The organism is Microbacterium sp. NC79 (genome assembly GCF_019061125.1).
In the GTDB taxonomy this organism is placed as follows: domain Bacteria; phylum Actinomycetota; class Actinomycetes; order Actinomycetales; family Microbacteriaceae; genus Microbacterium.
On the sequence record NZ_JAHQYI010000001.1, the window covers coordinates 1,645,248 to 1,664,700 of the forward strand.

Below are 19,453 nucleotides of genomic sequence, written 5' to 3' on the forward strand. Positions count from 1 at the left end.
GGACTACTTCGCGCGAGCGGCGAGGGCCTCGAGTACCTGCGGGATGATCAGATTGACGTTGCCGCAGCCGAGGGTGACGATGAAATCGCCCTCCTGCGCCACTTGGGCCGCATAGTCAGCGGCCGCTTGCCAGTCAGCGACGAAGTGTACGTTGTCTGGATTCGCGAAATCATTGGAGACCAGCTCTCCCGTGACCCCCGCAACGGGGTCTTCACGAGCGCCGTACACGTCGAGGACGATCGTGTGATCGGCGCGGTTTTCGAGAACCTCGGCGAACTCGCGGTGCATGAGCTGCGTGCGCGAGTAGGTGTGCGGCTGGTGCAACGCGATGATGCGACCGGAACCAACAACCGTGCGGGCAGCGGTGAGTGCGGCATCCACTTCGGTCGGGTGGTGGGCGTAATCGTCGTAGACGCTCACACCACCAACCGTGTCGTGCAGTTCGAACCGTCGTGCGGTTCCGCCGAAGCCTTCAAGTGAGCGCACAGCGGCGTCGAGCTCGTGACCGAGAGCGACAAGCACCGCCGCGGCACCCGCCGCGTTGAGGGCGTTGTGGAGGCCAGCGACAGGCAGGTGCGCGCTGACACTCTGCCCCGCCACCGTGATCGTGAACGACACACCGGTTGCGTCACTCGTGACATCATGCAGTCGCACATCGGCGTCAGCTGCCTGGCCAAACGTAATGACGTGAGGGTGGGTAATGCGCTCGCGCACCGCGACAGCGCCGGGGTCGTCAGAGGAAATAACGACCGCCTCGCGTGCCTCGTTGGCGAAAGTCGCGAATGCGGCATCGAAGGCGTCGCGAGAGCCGTAGTGGTCGAGGTGATCGGGATCGACGTTGGTGATCAGCGCGATCGATGTGTCGTACAGCAAGAACGTGCCGTCAGATTCGTCGGCTTCGATCACAAACAGGTCGTCACTGCCTGGCGCACTGGAAACGCCGAGTGACGCGATCACGCCGCCGTTGACGAACGTGGGGTTCTTCCCCATCGCCGTGAGGCCGGTGACAATCATGCCGGTCGAGGTGGTCTTGCCGTGGGCGCCGGCAACCGAAACGAGACGGCGGGAACCGATGAGCCAGTGCAGCGCCTGCGAGCGGTGGATGACGTGCAGCCCACGGGCCTTCGCGAGCAGGAACTCGGGGTTCTCGGGCCAGATAGCACCGGTGTGGATGACGGTGTCAACGTCTTCGGCAAGGTTGGCTGCGTCGTGTCCGACGAAGACCGTCGCGCCGAGCGCCTCCAACTCGCGCAGGCCGGGGCTATCGGCGCGGTCAGATCCGGATACACGGATACCACGGGCGAGGAACATACGCGCTAGTCCGCTCATGCCCGAGCCACCGATGCCGATAAAGTGCGCGGCGTCGATTGTCTCGGGGATGGGGAGGCTCAAATCGGGTCGAATCATGACTCATCAAGTCTAGGCGGCAACGGTGCTGCCCGCCGCTCGGCACGCCCGGGGCGCACGGCGCTGCGCACTGGTACGGTGGCGCCACAGGAATGAAGGGACGCCATGTTTCAGATCGATCGTTCCAGCGCCATTGCCCCGTATGAGCAGTTGCGCTCGCAAATTGTCGAGGCGGTTTCGAGCGGACAGTTGGCCGTTGATACTCGCCTTCCCACCGTGCGTGCGTTGGCTGCAGAACTGGGGACGGCTGCCGGAACCATTGCGCGCGCGTATCGGGAACTGGAAGAAGCCGGAGTGGTCGTGACCCGCGGCCGCAACGGAACCTTTATCGCCGCGCACGGCGATGCCGCCGAACGCGCCGTGCAGCACGCCGCAGCCGCGTACGCCGAGGTCGTGCGCTCCCTCCACGTGAGTGACGACGTGGCGATCGAGCTCGTCACCCGCGCCCTGCACTCATCCCCCACCTCCTGAGCACCCCATCGCTGCTGCCTGGTTCCGGTGTCGTGGGAAGCTGTTCCGGTGTCGTGAGCCGTGGTTCCGATGTCCTGAGCCGTGGTTCCGATGTCCTGAGCCGTGGTTCCGATGTCCCTGAGCCGTGGTTCCGATGTCCCTGAGCCGTGGTTCCGATGTCCTGAGAACAGGACTATGTCGCGACAGCCAGCGATTTTGGCACTTATTCTCCCGCTCTCACGACATTCTCCTGTTCTCGCGACATCGCCCCGGCCGAATTCGAGTCGGAAGCCCAGGTCGCCAAACACCGCCGGGCGCGGCGAGACGAGGAGAGAGTGCGGCTACCGGGCTGTGAGAGCTTCGTCGATCAGGGTGATGACGTTCTCGGTGCCGGTGCGAATACCGATTGCGCCCGCGGCGTGTTCCATTCCGCGACGACGCTCAGCGTCACGCAACAGCGGCACGACATCGTCACGAACGGCGTCAGAGGTGAAGTTGGCGTTATCGATGATGAGCGCAGCGCCTGCCTCAACGGCGGACGCCGCGTTCAGCCGCTGTTCGCCATTGCCGACAGCGTAAGGCACATAGATGGCGGGAAGTCCGAGCGCGCTGATTTCGCTCACGGTGGCCGCGCCTGACCGCGATACAACCAGGTCTGCGATCGCAAAGGCAAGGTCCATGCGATCCACGTAGCGGCGCACAACATAGCCCTCGGCCTCGGGGTCAGCGTACTCTGACTTCTCCCCCGTGATGTGGATCAGTTGCCAGCCGGTCGCGAGGATGTCTTCCCACGAGCCGTCCAGTGCCTCATTGAGACGCTGCGCTCCCAGGCTCCCGCCAAAGACCAACAGCGTCGGCCGTGCGGCATCGAGCCCGAAGAAGGCCGCTGCCTCGTCGCGCTGAGCGGCACGGTCAAGCTCAACGACTTCCTTACGCAGCGGCATGCCGACAACCTCGGCTCGTTTGAGGGGCGTGCCAGGAAACGCGACACCGATACCTGCGGCGCGGCGGGCTCCCAATACGTTTGCGAGGCCCGGTCGTGCGTTGGCCTCGTGCACGATGAATGGAATGCCCTGTTTTCGCGCGGCAACATACGCAGGCGCCGACGCGTAGCCGCCAAAGCCCACGACGACGTCGACGTTGTTGGCGCGTATGTGCTCACGCACCTGCGCGACCGCCGTGCGGAAGCGGGCGGGAAATGCGAGGGCCGCACCATTCGGCCGCCGCGGAAACGGAACCTTGTCAACGATCAGCAGCTCGTAGCCACGCTGTGGCACGAGGCGGGCTTCGAGTCCCTCCTTGGTGCCGAGCACGAGAACGTTGGCAGAGCCATCACGCTCACGGAGCCCGTCGGCTACGGCCAGCAAGGGATTCACGTGGCCGGCGGTTCCGCCACCGGCAAGCAAGTACGTTGTCACCTAGAAATCCTGTCACACCCTGCTGGGCTGCGTGCTCAGGCTTTGCTGACGCGGCGGCGCGGAACCATGGCTGCGACGTTCGCAGGTGCCGGAACCTCGGGGAGGGTGCGCGTAAAAGACAACAGCACTCCGCATGCAATCAGCACACTCAATAGAGCGGTTCCGCCCTGCGACATGAAGGGCAACGGCACACCGAGCGGCGGGAACAGGCGAAGCACGACACCGATGTTGATGATGGCCTGGCCGACGATCCACGCCGCGATTGAGCCGGAGACGATGCGCACGAACGGGTCGTCCGTACGGCGCACGATGCGGAACGCACCAACGGCAAACGTCGCAAACAGGGCAAGGACCACGAGGCAGCCAATGAGTCCGAGTTCTTCACCCACGATCGCAAAAATATAGTCGTTTTGCGCGGCTGGCAGCCATTCGTACTTCATCTTAGAGTTGCCGAGGCCAAGCCCGAAGATACCGCCACTTGCCAGGCCCCAAATGCCGTGCATGGGCTGGTAACACGCGTTGTCGTACGCATCACCAGAGCAGTCACTAAAGACCGTCAAAATGCGGTCGAGGCGGTTTTGGCTCGTCAGCGCCAGCACTGCGACACCGATGACTCCCAGGATGAGCGGGAGGAGAAACACGCGGAGCTTGACGCCAGAGAAGAAGAGAGCGGCGAGCAGAATCATCAGCAGCACCATCGCGGTACCGAGGTCTTTACCGACAAGCACGGAGCCCAGGATCAAAATGGCGACCGGAACCAGTGGGATGAATACGTGTCGCCACAGGCCCAGGAGGGCCTGCTTGCGGTAGAGGACGTATCCCACCCAGAGCGCGGTTGCCACCTTCAAAAACTCAGCGGGCTGAAACTGCTGTCCGGCGATCATGACCCATGCCGTATTGCCGTCGGCGTGAACGGCAAGCGGTGTGAGGATGAGGGATTGCAGGACGAGCGCAAGCCCGAGAATCGGCCAGGCCATCTTCTTGAAGAAGGCCATCGGAAAACGGCTCAGCACAAACATGAACGGAATGCCGATGAGCGCGAAAACGCCCTGCTTGATGAAGGTGTCGAACGGGCCAGTCGGCGACGCGCTCGTGGCAGACAGCACCATGACCAGTCCGAAGATGGTCAGCAAGAGCGCTGCCGAGGCAATCAGCACAAACTCGGCAGGAACCGGCTTAATCTTCAGCCCGAGGAAGACGCGTGCGGCTTGGCCACGCGCTGCCTCGTCATCAGTGCTCGGGGTCGGCGACGTCGTGTTGCTGGTCATCGCCTGACTCCTTCTCTGCCCAATTGCGGACCGCCTGTGCGAAGAGTTCTCCGCGCTGGTCGTACCCCGTGAACTGGTCAAATGACGCCGCTGCCGGTGCCAGCAAGACCACATCCCCGTCTGTCACGATCTCGGCTGCAATACGCACGACCGCGTCCATGACCTCTTCAGTGTCGGTTGCGACAGCTTCGAAGAGGGGCACATTGGGCGCGTGTCGCGCGAACGCCTCAACAACGGCATGGCGCTCCGTGCCGATCACGATCGCCGCACGCGCCTTGACGCCTCGTGCGGCAACGAGATCGGAGATGTCGACGCCCTTGAGCTGGCCGCCCACGACCCACACCGCGCCGGGAAAAGCGGTGAGCGATGACGCTGCCGCGTGCGGGTTTGTGGCCTTTGAGTCATCCACCCATGTGACGCCGGCAACGCGAGCGATGAGCTCGATTCGGTGCGGGTCAAGACGGAAAGTCTGCAACGCCGTGTTCACATCTTCAGCGGTAATCCCGAGCGAGCGGCTGAGAGCCGCGGCAGCCAAGATGTTCGCCACAATATGCGGCGCACCGAGGTTCAGCTTCGCAAGCGTATCGACCTCGATGAGTTCCAGCGCCGCGTTGCGACGGTCATCAAGGAAAGCGCGGTCAACCAGGAGCCCTTCGACGACACCGAAGTCGCTGGGGCCAGGAACACCGAGATCGAAGCCAATCGCACGAGCGCCCTCAATGACGTCCGCGTCTTCCACCATGTCGCGTGTGGCGATGTCGGCCTTGTTATAAACGCAGGCAATCGTCGTGTTGCGGTAGACGACCGCTTTGGCGTCACGATAGGCCTCGAACGAGCCGTGCCAGATCAGGTGGTCGTCGGCGAGGTTCAAGCACACGCTGGCTACCGGAACCGGTTGTCCGGCCGGAGTCGCAAGCCCCAAGTACCAGAGCTGGTGGCTGGAGAGCTCAACGACAAGCGCATCGAATCCTTCCGGGTCACGCACGGCGTCCAGAATCGGAACCCCGATGTTGCCGCACGGCGCAGCCTTCAAACCACCCGCAACCAGCATCGACGCCGTCATCCGCGTCGTCGTCGTCTTGCCGTTGGTTCCGGTGATCAGAATCCAATCGGCAGGCGAGCCGTCCGCGCGCGTGACCTTGTCGCGCACACGCCACGCGAGTTCAATGTCGCCCCACAGTGCGATGCCCTGCTCCTGCACCCATTGAATGACCGGGTGGTGAGGCGCGAAGCCAGGCGATGCGATGACAACCTCGGGAGCGAAGTCGATGAGGTCGGCAGGAACCTCCTGCAGCGACTTCTCGACAAGCTCCACGCCAATCACAGGCAGCAGCCGAGCGTACTCCTCTGACGACGACTCAGTGAACACACGCACGGTGGAGCCGAGTTCGGCAAGCGTGTCAGCAACCGAGAACCCGGTGGACGATAGGCCGAGGACGGCGACGCGCAGGCCCTTCCAGTCCGAGTACCAGCTGGTGAGGTGATCAAGATTCATACCCGAGAAAGCCATTCGACGTAGAAGAGTCCCATACCGGTCACCGCGCACGCGCCTGCAATGATCCACATGCGCACGACGATGGTGGGTTCTGGCCAGCCACGCATCTCGAGGTGGTGGTGGAAAGGACTATTGAGGAAGAGACGCTTGCCCTTCGTGAACTTGAAGTAGTAGCGCTGCAGGATGACCGATCCCGGACCCATCAGGAAGACAAAGCCGATGATGATGAGCAGCAGTTCGGTGTGCGTGAGAATCGCCATGGCAGTCAGCACGCCACCGATCGCGAGCGAACCGGTGTCGCCCATGAAGACCTTCGCCTTCGGGGCGTTCCACCAGAGGAAGCCGACGAGGGCGCCGATGAACGAGGCGCTCACGATGGCGAGGTCAAGCGGGTCGCGAATGTTGCCGTAGCATCCCGCGATGAGCTCTTCAGGCGCCACTTCACAGCGCTGGTTGAACTGCCAGAACGCGATGAGGCTGTAGGTGCCGATGACGAAGACGCCGGAACCAGCGGCCAGGCCGTCAAGGCCATCGGTCAGGTTGGTGGCATTGGACGTTGCGACGCCGATGAGAGAAATCCATGCAAGGTACAGCAACCAGCCAAGGACGAAGCCAAGCGGCATGAAGCTCAGCACCGCGATATCGCGGAACAGTGAGATGGAGTCGCTTGCTGGCGTGACGTTGTACTCGTTGGGGAAGTTGAGGGACACGATGCCGAACGGAACCATCACCAGCAGCTGACCGATGATCTTGCGCCAGCCGCTCAGGCCGAGGCTGTTCTGCCTACTGACCTTCATGTAGTCATCGATGAATCCGACGATGCCAAAACCAACCATCAGCCACAGCACAAGCAGACCCGAAATAGTGGGCGGGTTATTACCCGTGTATGTGCCGATGAGGTAGCCAATGAGCGTGGCGAGGATGAAGATGACGCCACCCATGGTGGGCGTGCCGCGCTTCGCGCCGTGCTTCGGGTTGTTTGCGCTTTCGGGGGTGCGAATGACCTGCCCCCAGCCCCACTTTCGGAAGAACTTCAGAAAGACCGGGGTGAGGAACAGAGTGAAGGCAAACGCAATAACCGCTGCCGAAAGGAGTGATCTCACGAGAACAATCCTCCCAGACGATCGCCCAGAAAGCGCAGACCTGCGGAGTTCGAAGATTTCACGAGCACGCGGTCGCCGTCCCGAAGCTCGGTCTTGAGGTATTCAAAAGCCGCGTCTGCGTCTTCGAAGAACACCGGTTCGCCGTCCCACGAGCCTTCGCCAATTGCCGAAATAAACAGCCGGCGCGCGTTGGCACCGACAACAACGATGCGCTGAATGCGCAGACGCACAGCCAACAGCCCGATGCGGTCGTGTTCTTCGCCGTCGAACTCCCCCAGCTCGCTCATAGCGCCGAGAACAGCGACGGTTCGCTCATGTGGTTCCGTGATCTGCGCAAGCGTGCGTAGTGCTGCCGCCATGGAGTCTGGGCTCGCGTTATAGGCGTCGTTGATAATGCGTACGCGGTCATTACCCATGACCTGCATACGCCAGCGCTCGGCAAGATCCATCGTCTCGAGACGAGCAATTGACGTTGCAGGAGCCACTCCGAGTACGCGCGCTGCGGTGATGGCTGCGAGTGCGTTCATCACATGGTGAGCACCAAGAACTTTGAGCTTCATGGGCAGAGTGTGGCCGTCAACGTGTACTTCGCACACGGTTCCTGCTGCCGACACCTCGACCTCGCTTGCCTGCACATCAGCGGTCGCGGCATGGCCAAACCAGACCACGGCGTTGCCCTGAGATTCAGCGACGGGAGCCATCGTGGCCACGCGCGGGTCATCGGCGTTCAGCACCGCGGTTCCGCCCGCTGCCAGTGCCTGCACCAGCTCGGTCTTGGCCTTGACCGTTGCTTCGATACCGCCGAAACCACCGGCGTGTGCCATGCCGACCATCAGAACGACGCTGACATCGGGCGTGACGAGGCCAGCGAGTCGAGCGATCTCGCCTGGCCCCGAAGCACCAAATTCGGAGACAAGGTACTCCGTGGTGTCGGTGACGCGCAGCATCGTGAGGGGCGCGCCGACCTCGTTGTTGTATGAGGCAATCGGGGCGATGGTCTCGCCCTCGTCCTGCAGAATGCGCAGGAGCATGTTCTTGGTGGTGGTCTTGCCGTTGGAACCGGTGATTCCGACGACCTTGAGCCGCCCGTGAGCACGAACGCGAGCGACAACAGCCCTGGCAAGATCGGCGATCGCGAGGACGACGTCAGGCACCACAATCTGGGTGATGTCCTCGTCAACGACGTGTTCGACGAGTGCAAGCGTCGCGCCGTTCTGGATGGCGGCACCGACGAATCGGTGCCCATCGGTTGTCTCCCCCGGTTTGGCGACGAAAATGCCGCCCGGGGTCATGTTGCGCGAGTCGGTGTCGACAACGCCAGAGACAACCGTCTCGGCGCTATCTTCGCGACGCGCATGAATGGTTCCGCCGACGATGTGTGCCACCTCGGCGAGGGTGAGGGCGATCATGTGAAATTCTCCGTGCAGGTGCGCCGTTACTCGGCAAACTTCGGCAGAAGTTCGGGGAGCGGCGACTCGGATGGCATAACGCGGTAGTTCTTCAAAACCTGGGTCATGGCCTTTTGAAAGGCGGGTGCTGTTGCCGTAGACGAGGTTACCCTAGTCGGCTCTTCGAGGGTGATCATGACGACGTACTCGGGGTTGTCTGCCGGGGCATATCCGACGATTGAGGTGTCGTATGTGTTGGCCTTGTAGTTGCCTGTCTCGGGGTCGTACTTCTGTGCGGTTCCGGTCTTCGCCGCAATGCGGTATCCAGGTACTCGAATCAGGTCAGCCACGCCGCCCTGCTCAGCCACATTTTCAATCATCAACGAGAGATCGGTTGCCACGTCGGTGTCGAGGAGGCGCTCAGGCGCAGGAACCGCAACCTTATCGACGGTTCCATCAGCCTGAGTGCAGGACTCGACCAACTGGAGCGGATGCTTCACGCCGCCATTAGCGATGGTCTGGTAGGCGCTTACAACCTGTGGTGCGGTGACCGTGAATGACTGGCCAAACGTCGACGCGTAGATCGTCTGACTCTCCCAGTTCTCAACGGGACGCATATCGCCATCTTCTTCACCAAGGAAGCCAACGTTCGTCGGTTCGCCTACCCCAAATTTCTGGAGCCACTCGTAGCGCTTCTCCGGAGGCAACATGGTTCCAAACTTGCTGAGCGCGACGTTTGACGAGTCAATGAGCGCACCCGCGAGCGTGTAGTGGTAGCTGTCGTGGCTGAAGGAGTCCCCCACTTCGGCGGCACCGCCGTCGAACGTCTCCCAGCCGCTCGCCCACACCGAGGTCATCGGCGTGGCCACGCGTTCCTGCATGATCATCGCAGCGGTGATGGCTTTAAAGGTTGACCCTGGCTCAAACTCGTCGACGAACATACGTGACTTGCCTGACGCGCCCACGGCGTCGTTCGAGTCAACCGTGTCGTACTCTGCCGCCGCACGAATCTTGCCAGTCTTGGTTTCAACGACCATGACCGAACCGTACTTTGCGCCCTGAATGCCGACCTCTTCGGTGATCATCTGCTGCATGTACCACTGCAGGTCGGCGTCGAGCGTGAGTTGCACGGTGCCGCCATCGGTCGCGGGCTGCGTTTCTTGCGAACCGGGGATGATCTCCCCGCTACCGCCAACTTCATACGTCGTGGCGCCGTTCGTCGCCGATAGGCACGCATCCTGCATGAGTTCGATGCCAGCAAGCGCCGCACCGTCAGAGCCGGTGAAGCCAATGATGTTGCCGCCCACCGCACCGTTTTGATAAATGCGCTTCTCGATCGGCGTCGAGGCAATGTAAGGGACACCAATGGCGCGAAGGTCCAGGTACTGTTGCGTCGACAAACCGCTCTTCACCGGGGCCCACCGCGGACTCGGGGCGTTATCGAGCGCGGCTTGAACCTCGTCTTCGGTCATGTCGGTGGCCGCGGCGATCTTCGCGCGCGCCATCTCCCATGTCACGACGGTTGGATCTTTGTCGTACCCGTCGTAGTAGACGTCGTAGTCCTTGACGATCTCTGGGTCGAGCATCGTCTCGTACTCGATGGACGTCGAAGCGAGCACCGTGCCGTCCATGTCGACGATCTCGCCGCGCGTGCCGTACAGAATATCGCCGTCCGCGAGGCGGGCAGCACGGAACGCATCGGTGTACTCATCAGCTTTCACGACCTGAATATCGATCAGGCGGATCGTGAACGCGATCATGATGACAAAGATCGCAAGCAGAGCCACCGAAGTGCGCTTGCGGGGCGTGCGCGTGGCTCGCGTGGTCATCAAGACTCCGATTCGTTAGCGCGTTTCTGGTGTGGGGATTCCGTCTGAGATCACCGGAGGTAACTGCGGAGCGTCTTCAACCGGCACGGTGGCCGTCAGGTTGTCCGCCGTTTCTGACGGGGTCACTACTGGAATTGCACCACCGATCGTGCTTCCCGGTGCGGTCGCAAGCGGCGTGTTGGCAATCAGAGCGTTCGGAACCGCCGGAGTGCGCAGCACGTCGACGGTGGAGCTTGTTGCCACCTCGCCGGTGCCGACGACAGCGCCATCGCTCAGGCGCAGGTACGTCGGCGATGCGCCGATAACCATGCCAGTGGCTGCCGCGTTGGCGGCCAGATACTGCGGAGACGACAGGCCAGCGAGTTCTTCGTTAAGAAGCTGCGACTGCACCGTCAGATCACGCTGCTGCGTCTGCAGTTCACGAATCTCGTACGTCGTGGCGGTCGTCGCAAGCGACAGCCCCATCTGTGCAGCACCAATCAACACGGCACCGATCAGCGCTGTCATTGCGTAGGCAACGCGCGGCTTCCGCGCCTTCGCCGGAGTGGTGACCGGGCGCAAGTGCCGTTCGCGCTGCGGGGTGCTCGGAGCCTCACGCCCCGGCCGTGCAATCGGGACGGTAACCGCCTCTGCCAGGCTCATTGTGCCTTCCTCACACGCTCAGCCGCACGCGTGCGGACCGGAATTGATCGTGGGTTGCGCTGACGCTCAGCCTCATCGGCAAGCTCGGCACCCTTAGTAATGAGGCGGAACCGCGGAGCAAACTCCTCGAGTTCCACCGGGAGGCCCTTTGGGCCCGTCGATGAGCTGGCCGCGGCGAAAGCACGCTTGACAAAGCGGTCTTCGAGCGACTGGTACGACATCACGACAATGCGCCCGCCGATGTTGAGCAGATTCATCGCGGCAGGGATGGCTGCTTCGACTGCAGCAAGCTCGGCGTTTACCTCAATACGCAGGGCTTGGAAGACTCGCTTAGCCGGGTGTCCGGCGCTCAGCAGCGCCCCAGGGGTCGCATCCGTAAGGATCGACACCAACTGGGTTGACGTGAGAATCGGCTCCGACTCGCGGGCGCTGAGAATCGCACGCGCGTATCGGCCGGAGAGTTTCTCTTCGCCGTAGACCTCGAAGATGCGGCGGAGCTGGCCTTCGGAATAGGTCGCCAGAACATCGGCGGCGGTCATCCCCTGGGTCTGGTCCATCCGCATGTCCAGCGGCGCATCTTTCGCATAGGCAAAACCACGCTCAGCCATATCAAGCTGGAGCGAGGACACGCCCAGGTCGAACAGCACGCCGTCAATGTGATCAAAGCCTTCACCTGCGACGGCGTCGGCGATGCCGTCGTACACGGTGTGCACCGGACGGAACCGGTCGCCGAATCGCGCGAGTCGCTCTCCCGCGATTCGTAGCGCATCGGTGTCACGATCCAGGCCGATGAGGGTCACGTTATCGAAGCGGTCGAGGATCGCTTCGGAGTGACCGCCCATTCCGAGGGTGGCATCGACAATTACGGCACCGGGTCGAGAGATTGCCGGCTCCAGCAGCTCGATACAGCGCTCGAGCATGACGGGTGTGTGAATTTCGTTCGGGTTCATGAGCTTTCGGGTCTCCCTGTGCTCTGATGCCCCTCCGCGTGACCTGCCATCGGGGAAGTGATGTCAGGGCGCGCGGCGAGGAGTCACAGCGCAGGGTTAGAACAGACCGGGAATCACCTCCTGCTCCATCTCTGCGTAGGATTCTTCGTTTCCTGCCAGGTAGGTGTTCCAGGCCTCGGCGTTCCAGATCTCGGCGTGAGCGCCGACTCCGGTAACGATGAGCTCCTTTTCCAACCCGGCGTACTGGCGAAGCGCGGGCGGAATGGTGATGCGGTTCTGGCTGTCAGGCATCTCGGCGCTGGCACCGGAGAGAAACATGCGCAGAAAGTCACGGGCTTGCTTATTGCTCAGGGGGGCCTGGCGAATGCGCTCGTGCACCGACTCGAACTCAGCGTTTGAGAACACATAGAGGCAGCGTTCTTGTCCGCGGGTGATGACAACGCCCCCGGCGAGATCTTCACGGAACTTCGCGGGAAGGATGACGCGACCTTTGTCGTCCAGCTTCGGTGAGTGGGTACCCAGCAACATCGGCCTTTCACCCCCCTTCCCGTCGGCCTCGGTTCGGTATGCACCCCACTTTACTCCACTTCCCCCCACCTCGTCTACGAAATCACCACAATATTCCCGTCTGATCACGAAACTTCCGCGTGATTACTGGGCGTGAGACGGTGGAGGAAAATGGCGCATGCGTTCCGGTTTATGGCCATAATTGGCCGAATCGCGGTCAAGACCCGTCAAAACCCGCGGCCATGTGGCGCAAAAGGGAGGACAAAGCACCCCGGGGAGCAAAGTGGGGCACTGCATTCCTGCCGCGGGGGTACTGGTGTCCGCCACCACCGTGCCGCTAGTTTGAGAGCCGAATGGCCACCACGGGTTTACCGACAGAAGGGGCGCCCATGGATCCGATTGCCGCGAGTCTCGGAATCCTCGGTTTCGCCATCCTGGGGTTTCTGAGTAACCGCATTCCAATCGCGCTTGTTGCCATCGGCGTCGCCCTCGCGCTGTTCTTCACGGGCGTTCTATCTCTTCCTGAAGCGTTTGCCGGATTTGGGGATCCGACTGTCCTCTTTATCGCTGCGCTCTTCGTGGTTAGCGAGTCTCTAGATGCGACCGGTGTCACGGCGTGGGCCGGTCAAAAGGTGCTTGCCGCGGCAGGAAGCCGCCATACCGTCCTCCTTGTGCTGATTTGTCTTCTCGTCGCTGTGCTCACCGCGCTTATCAGCGTCAATGGCGCCGTGGCAGCGCTCCTCCCACTTGTGGTTGTCGTTGCCGTGCGTTCCAAAATTCCGGCGTCCCAGTTGCTGATGCCGCTCGCTTTTGCCGCCCACGCAGGGTCCATGCTGGCGCTCACTGGCACGCCGGTGAACATCATCGTTTCCGAGTTCGCCGAAGAGAACGGAGGACGAGCATTCAGCTTTTTCGAGTTCGCTTTGGTCGGGGTTCCGCTCGTCGTCGGCACTATCCTGATCGTGCTATTTCTCGGAAAGCGCGTGCTCCCCGAGCGGTCAGGTGCACTCATGCCCCCGGATCTCCGCTGGCTCGCGAGCGAGCTCCGGACGCAGTACGCGCTTGAACCCGACGCCCCGGCGCTTCTCGGTCCTGACCGTGGCATTACCGAAGTCGTTGTGCCTCCGCGCTCTCCCCTGATCGGCATGCACGTTTTCCCCGGAATGACGACCCCAAGCGGCGACCTCGTCATTCTCGGCGCACGCCGAGGCGATGATCACCTCATCGGCGCTGACGTGCGCTTGCTCGCAGGCGACACTCTTCTCCTGCGCGGCGCGTGGGATGATCTCGAGCGCCACACACAGGGGCAAGACGTTCTTGCCGTCAATGCCACCGCCATTCTCCGCAGGAGCGTGCCCCTCGCCCGCGGATGGAAACGCGCCGTGACGATTCTGCTGGCCATGGTGGTACTCCTCGCAACAGGCCTGGTTCCGCCCGCCACTGCGGGCCTGATCGCGGCTGGCGCCCTGGTATTAACGAAGACCGTTGGCGTTGATCAGGCATATCGTTCAATATCCTGGACAACCGTCATTCTGGTTGCCGGAATGATCCCGCTCTCCACGGCATTTACGAGCACCGGCGCGGCAGATTTGATCGCAGAGTGGTTGCTCGCCATCGTCGGCAACGCCAGTGCGCATGTGGCATTGCTGTCGATCTGCGCGCTCACGATCGTGCTCGGACAATTGATTAGCAACACCGCCACGGTGCTTGTCGTTGCTCCCATCGCTATCGCCGTGGCAACGAGCCTCGATGTCTCCGTCATGCCGTTCATGATGGCGCTCACCGTCGCTGGTGCTGCGTCCTTCCTGACACCGATTGCCACGCCAGCAAATCTCATGGTGATGGAACCTGGCGGCTACCGTTTCGGCGACTATTGGAAGCTCGGCCTCCCCCTCGCGCTCCTCTTTCTCACGATCGCCACCTTCATGGTTCCGCTCATCTGGCCTTTTTCGGTCACGGCATGAGTCTTGCGCGGCGCGCAGTGGACTGGAATTATCAAGTCAAGTGCGACGCTCTCACCTGATATGACGGAGCTTCTCGCCCGGTAAGACATCCATTGCGGTTCTTGTTCCAGATGCGAGGTACCTGAAATGTCGTTGATCGCACTTTTATCTCCCGTTCGTAGGCGAACGGGTCGGCCATGAGCGCTGAGAAGAAACCCAACTCCGGGTTACTGAACTGGATCGAGAAGGTCGGGAACAAGGTTCCCAACCCGTCGATCATGTTCCTGTATTTGATCGGACTGATCGCGGTCTTATCGGCAATCCTGGCGTGGATTGGGGTTTCCGTCACCGACGAAATCGTCACGCCTGTCCCCCATGATCAATTTGCAGCTGTCAACGAACACTTCGGTGGCAACTGGGTGATCTCAGATTCGACGACCGGTCAGCCCGCCGAGGTCCCCGAGTACATCGTGGAAGAGCGCACCTTCACGGTGCAGAATCTGCTCTCCATCGAAGGTCTCAGATTCTTCTTCTCGTCATTCGTGGACAACTTCGCAGGCTTCAGCGTTGTCGCCGTCGTGCTCGTCGCCATGGCCGGTGTTGGCGTCGCCGAACACGCTGGGCTAATGGGTGCCCTCATCCGCCGAGTCGTGAAGGTGGCGCCCCGACGTTGGCTGGCCTTCATCCTGATCTTCGTCGGCGTGATTTCCTCCGTTGCCACCGACGCCGGCTACCTCATTTTGGTTCCGCTTGCCGCAGCCGCGTTTCTCACGGTCGGGCGTCATCCCCTCGCTGGCCTCGCGGCAGCGTTCGCGGGCGTTGGCGCCGCTTTCGGCGCGAATCTGCTGATCACCCCGAGCGACAGCATGCTGACGGAAGTCACGAACGAGGTGCTCACCTCCGCCGGAATGGAACCGATCGAAGTCACTCAGAACTTCTACTTCGGCATCGTCTCCACATTCCTGCTGGCGACCGTTGCGCTGCTGGTGACAATCTTCATCACGGAGAAGCGATTGGGCACATACGACCGCGCCGATCTCACCGTCGATGAAGACGCAGAACACACCAGCCATGATGCCGAAGCACGCGGCCTCAAGTTCTCGTTCTGGGCGTTGCTCGGCTTCGTCGCAATTATTCTCGCGTTGACGCTTCCGCCCGGCGCACCACTGCGCGATCCAGACACCGGTGACATCATCGGCACGACACCGTTCATGGCAAGCCTCGTCTTCATCATTTCTCTCGCCTTCCTCGTTTGCGGTGTCGCATACGGTGCGGGAGCGAAGACGCTGACCGGCGGTAACGCCTCGGTGGCTGCCATCGCAAAGACCTTCGGAAGCCTCGGCGGCTTGCTGGTGATGTTCCTGATGATCGCGCAGTTCATCGCCCTGTTTAACTGGACGAATCTGCCGGTCGTCGCCGCCGTGTCAGCTGCCGAACTGCTGGAGCAGGCCAATGTGCCCGCGATTGTCCTCCTGCTGATCTTCATTCTGGTGATCGTCGTTCTTGACTTCATCCTGCCTGGGCTCGTCCCCAAGTGGGTGATCTTCGCCCCGGTATTCATTCCGATCTTCGCGTCACTGGACGTGGCGCCACAGACATTGCTCGCCGCCTACCGCGTCGGCGACTCTCCCGTCAACGTGCTGACGCCGTTGATGGTGTATCTCCCGTTCATGGTGACCGTTGCTCAGCGCTACAAGAAGGATGCGGGCATCGGAACCATCATTGCGCTGATGATTCCGTACGCGCTGTGGATGTTGCTCGCCTGGGTCGCACTCTTCATTGTGTGGTTCCTCCTCGGAATCCCCTGGGGCCCAGATTCACCCGTCCAGATCGGTTAGCCCCTGGTCTGCCACGTTCGACGTTTCCCTTTAGATTCAAGCCGCAAGGAGTTTCGCCATGCAACGCCGACCAAACAAACTCATCCCTGCTGACCTGCCGTCCCTCCCCGGGCTCGATGCACTCGACGCGATTCAGATCACCGTCGGCGCGCCCGATGACGCCCACGACGCCATCGGGATTGGCGTCTACGAAGATGCCGACGCACCAGCGGAGGTCGGGCTGGACAACGACCGTCTCGCGGCCTTGGGCTTCACGCGTGAAGCCGGAACCACGCTGACTCTGACATCGGCCAAGGGGCCAACGACAGTGTTGATTGGCTTGGGTAAGAGTGCCGAAACATCGCCGAGTTCGTTGCGCGACACCGCTGCCGCCCTGGTGCGTGCGACAGCGAAGCACAGCCGACTTGCCATCCGCATCGACGCCCTCAATCGTGTGGCTCCCGCGCAGGCAGTGCAAGCGCTGACGGAGGGTGCGTTGCTCGCCCGCTATCGCTTCAGCACGCTGAAATCGCAAGCGCCCACCTCGCTTGTTGCCTTCACTATCGATGTGCCCACGACCGAAGAATCCACCGCGGCGATCAACGAGGCGCTGTGCAACGTGCGCGCCGGAGTCGTTGCGCGCGATCTCGCAAACACTCCGCCCGGTCACCTGACCGCCGTCAACATGGGTGAAATTGCAGAGCAGCTTGGCAGTCGATTTGGATTCACGGTCGAGCTCTTCGACCGTGACGCCCTCATCACCCTCGAGTGTGGTGGGCTGCTCGGCGTCAACCAGGGATCCGTTGAAGAACCACGCATGATCAAGCTCACTTACACGCCAGACGTGGCACCTTCGAGGCACCTCGGTCTTGTCGGCAAAGGCATCATGTACGACTCGGGCGGCATTAGCCTCAAACCCAGCGACCCGATGCACCTGCTCATGAAGATGGACATGGGCGGTGCGGCCGCCGTGCTTGGCGCATTCACGGGGTTCCGTGATCGCCATGTCAGTGCGAAGGTCACCGGTTGGCTGATGTGTACAGACAACATGCCGTCGGCAACCGCGTACAAGCTCGGTGATGTCTTGACCGCGCGTGGCGGCACCACGATTGAGGTCAAGAACACCGATGCCGAAGGGCGCCTGGTGATGTGTGATGCTCTTGTGCTCGCCACCGAAGATGACGTCGATGCGATTATCGACATCGCAACGCTCACCGGGGCCGCTCTGGTTTCTCTTGGCCAGGCGACGGCACCCGTGTTCGGCAACGATGACGCGATGGTTGACCTGGTGCGCAGCGCATCCGCCGTCACGGACGAACCCGTGTGGCAGCTTCCGCTCGAGCAGAAATACCGCAAGCAACTCGACTCGGAAATCGCTGACATCTCGAACCTGGGTGGCCCATTCGCTGGCGCAACAACGGCGGCGCTGTTCCTTGAGCACTTCGTCGACGGCACACCGTGGGCACACATTGACATCGCTGGCACCATGCAGGTCGAGAAGGATGACAGCTGGCGAACCGCAGGCGCTACCGGCTTCGGCGCCAGGCTCCTCCTCCAGGCCGCACATACATTTGGCGGCCAGTCGACGTAACGCCCCGCAGGCATCAAAAAACCCCGCACCATCGGTGCGGGGTTTTTTGATGAAACTTAGTCTTCGGGGTTCTGGCGTCGATCCCAGCGGTCGTTCATGCGATCCATGAAACCGGACTGCTTGCTGCCAGTGCGCGGTGCGGAACCACGGTGTGCGCTGGAGGAGCTGGCGAACGAGTCTTCGAGGTGCGCAGGGATCTCCGTCTTTGCGGAAGGCCTCACGGCGTACACGACACCGAAGAACATCAGTGCAAAGCCAAGCAGACCGACAATGATGCCAATGAACTGCGACGAGCCGAGGCTCTGGAACATCGCAACACCAGCCACCATGGCCCCGAGGCCGACGACCACGAACACGGCTCCGAGTACCAGGTTGCGGTAGTTCAGCGGTGCGCCCGTCGGCGTCGCACTCACAACATCTGCGTCTGTGCGCAGAAGATTGCGCTCCATCTCATCGAGCATTCGTTGCTCTTGTTCTGAGAGTGGCATGCGGCCCCCCTTGTTCGATATCGAGTTCGCCCCAGTTTATCCCGGAGGATCAACACTAGGCTAGGCCTCGTGAGTGACCCGATGCACCTTGTAGAGCAAGTTTCTCAGCGACTCAGTAGATTCGTCGCCGACCAACGCGACGCGGCAGCCAGCACGGGCCCCATTGCCCGTCAACTTTTTGACGCCGCCGCCGTGACGTTGACAGGCGGAAAACGGTTGCGTGCCCAGTTTTGCCACACCGGTTGGGTGGCCGCGGGCGGTGAACCACTCGCGGAAGAAGCCGTCGCCGTGGCTAGCGCGCTGGAGATTTTTCAGGCAGCGGCACTCGTTCACGACGATTTGATCGATCACTCCGATACGCGCCGCGGGCGCCCGTCTGCACACCGCGCGCTGGAAATCGCCCACCGTGACGCCGGGTGGACCGGAAGCAGCGAAGAATTTGGTGTTTCCGGCGCCATCTTGCTTGGCGACCTGCTGGTGGCATGGAGCGACGACCTCGTCGAAGCAGCCATCGCCGACCACCCCCATGCAGCACTCGTCCGCGCCGAATACGCGCGAATGCGCCGCGACGTAACGCTCGGGCAGTTTCTTGATGTCGCGCAGGAGTCGGCGTGGGTCACGCAACCAGAAGGCGAGCACGCCGAGCGCGCGCTCGAAATTGCCTCGCTCAAGTCCGCCCGCTACAGCGTCGAGCAACCCCTGATCATCGGCGCAGCGCTCGCAGGCGCAACCAATGAGCAGCGTGCGAGCCTGCGGGCGTTTGGACACCACATCGGAATCGCTTTCCAGCTTCGCGACGATGTGCTCGGTGTCTTCGGCGACACCGCGCAAACCGGAAAGCCGGCCGGAGACGATATTCGTGAAGGTAAGCGCACGCTCCTTGTCGCCTACACCCGCGAACGACTCTCCCCCGACGCGAAGGACCGATTCGACGAAGCGCTCGGCGATCGCGATCTGTCTGACAACGAGGTTCAGCACATGCAGCGCGAAATGACGGCATCAGGTGCTCTGGAGCGCGTCGAAACCCTCATCAGCGAACACGCGGTGGCGGCATTCCACGAACTCGCGACCGCCCCGCTCTTGCAGACCGCGCGCGACGAGCTCACGCGCCTCGCAGAAGCCGCCATCCACCGCAACGCGTAGTCGCGGCGTAATCT

General features: G+C 61.9%; 16 protein-coding genes. 5 read left to right on the top strand and 11 right to left on the bottom strand.

What is annotated here, in order from left to right; genetic code table 11:
- Positions 1–3: 3 nt before the first annotated feature.
- Positions 4–1,407: a UDP-N-acetylmuramate--L-alanine ligase gene (murC, locus tag KTJ77_RS07430; protein ID WP_217337781.1), complete on the bottom strand. Its 1,404-nt coding sequence runs from the start codon at positions 1,405–1,407 to the stop codon at positions 4–6.
- Between the two features lie 105 nt (positions 1,408–1,512).
- Between murC and KTJ77_RS07435 the strand changes: the two genes are divergently transcribed.
- Positions 1,513–1,878: a GntR family transcriptional regulator gene (locus KTJ77_RS07435; RefSeq protein WP_217337782.1), complete on the top strand. Its 366-nt coding sequence runs from the start codon at positions 1,513–1,515 to the stop codon at positions 1,876–1,878.
- 320 nt (positions 1,879–2,198) lie between these two features.
- Here the strand turns inward: KTJ77_RS07435 and murG are convergent, their stop codons facing one another.
- The 9 genes from murG to mraZ all read right to left on the bottom strand — a co-directional run bounded on the left by murG (position 2,199) and on the right by mraZ (position 12,478).
- Positions 2,199–3,275 (bottom strand): undecaprenyldiphospho-muramoylpentapeptide beta-N-acetylglucosaminyltransferase, encoded by a 1,077-nt coding sequence (gene murG, locus KTJ77_RS07440; RefSeq protein WP_217337783.1) that lies wholly within the window; start codon positions 3,273–3,275, stop codon positions 2,199–2,201.
- Between the two features lie 35 nt (positions 3,276–3,310).
- A complete protein-coding gene (locus KTJ77_RS07445; protein WP_217337784.1) occupies positions 3,311–4,543 on the bottom strand; it encodes an FtsW/RodA/SpoVE family cell cycle protein in 1,233 nt (410 codons plus the stop codon).
- Positions 4,506–6,038 (bottom strand): UDP-N-acetylmuramoyl-L-alanine--D-glutamate ligase, encoded by a 1,533-nt coding sequence (gene murD, locus KTJ77_RS07450; protein ID WP_217337785.1) that lies wholly within the window; start codon positions 6,036–6,038, stop codon positions 4,506–4,508. The genes KTJ77_RS07445 and murD overlap by 38 nt, the downstream gene beginning before the upstream one ends.
- The gene (gene mraY / locus KTJ77_RS07455; protein ID WP_217337786.1) at positions 6,035–7,141 is read right to left on the bottom strand and encodes a phospho-N-acetylmuramoyl-pentapeptide-transferase; all 1,107 of its coding nucleotides are present in this window, start codon (positions 7,139–7,141) and stop codon (positions 6,035–6,037) included. Before mraY ends, murD begins: the two co-directional genes overlap by 4 nt.
- Positions 7,138–8,550 carry a UDP-N-acetylmuramoyl-tripeptide--D-alanyl-D-alanine ligase gene (murF, locus tag KTJ77_RS07460; RefSeq protein WP_217337787.1) on the bottom strand — a complete coding sequence of 471 codons (1,413 nt, stop codon included), beginning with the start codon at positions 8,548–8,550 and terminating at the stop codon, positions 7,138–7,140. The genes mraY and murF overlap by 4 nt, the downstream gene beginning before the upstream one ends.
- A 26-nt stretch (positions 8,551–8,576) precedes the next feature.
- Positions 8,577–10,358, bottom strand: coding sequence for a penicillin-binding protein 2 (locus KTJ77_RS07465; protein ID WP_217337788.1), 1,782 nt, complete (start codon positions 10,356–10,358; stop codon positions 8,577–8,579).
- A 15-nt stretch (positions 10,359–10,373) separates the two neighbouring features.
- Entirely contained in the window at positions 10,374–11,000 is a 627-nt protein-coding gene (locus KTJ77_RS07470; protein WP_254367394.1) for a hypothetical protein, read from the bottom strand.
- The gene (gene rsmH, locus KTJ77_RS07475; protein ID WP_217337789.1) at positions 10,997–11,950 is read right to left on the bottom strand and encodes a 16S rRNA (cytosine(1402)-N(4))-methyltransferase RsmH; all 954 of its coding nucleotides are present in this window, start codon (positions 11,948–11,950) and stop codon (positions 10,997–10,999) included. The genes KTJ77_RS07470 and rsmH overlap by 4 nt, the downstream gene beginning before the upstream one ends.
- A 96-nt stretch (positions 11,951–12,046) precedes the next feature.
- Complete coding sequence (gene mraZ, locus KTJ77_RS07480; protein ID WP_217337790.1) at positions 12,047–12,478, bottom strand: division/cell wall cluster transcriptional repressor MraZ; 432 nt, start codon at positions 12,476–12,478, stop codon at positions 12,047–12,049.
- Between the two features lie 368 nt (positions 12,479–12,846).
- On the opposite strand from mraZ, the gene KTJ77_RS07485 reads away from it, so the two are divergent.
- The 3 genes from KTJ77_RS07485 to KTJ77_RS07495 all read left to right on the top strand — a co-directional run bounded on the left by KTJ77_RS07485 (position 12,847) and on the right by KTJ77_RS07495 (position 17,808).
- A complete protein-coding gene (locus KTJ77_RS07485; protein ID WP_217337791.1) occupies positions 12,847–14,421 on the top strand; it encodes an SLC13 family permease in 1,575 nt (524 codons plus the stop codon).
- Between the two features lie 176 nt (positions 14,422–14,597).
- Positions 14,598–16,238: an AbgT family transporter gene (locus KTJ77_RS07490; protein WP_217337792.1), complete on the top strand. Its 1,641-nt coding sequence runs from the start codon at positions 14,598–14,600 to the stop codon at positions 16,236–16,238.
- A 58-nt stretch (positions 16,239–16,296) separates the two neighbouring features.
- On the top strand, positions 16,297–17,808 hold the full coding sequence (locus KTJ77_RS07495) for a M17 family metallopeptidase (protein ID WP_217337793.1): 1,512 nt from the start codon (positions 16,297–16,299) through the stop codon (positions 17,806–17,808).
- 56 nt (positions 17,809–17,864) lie between these two features.
- On the opposite strand, the gene KTJ77_RS07500 is transcribed toward KTJ77_RS07495, so the two are convergent.
- Entirely contained in the window at positions 17,865–18,296 is a 432-nt protein-coding gene (locus KTJ77_RS07500) for a DUF3040 domain-containing protein (protein ID WP_217337794.1), read from the bottom strand.
- Positions 18,297–18,365: 69 nt separating this feature from the next.
- On the opposite strand from KTJ77_RS07500, the gene KTJ77_RS07505 reads away from it, so the two are divergent.
- A complete protein-coding gene (locus tag KTJ77_RS07505) occupies positions 18,366–19,439 on the top strand; it encodes a polyprenyl synthetase family protein (RefSeq protein WP_367948858.1) in 1,074 nt (357 codons plus the stop codon).
- Positions 19,440–19,453: the final 14 nt, after the last annotated feature.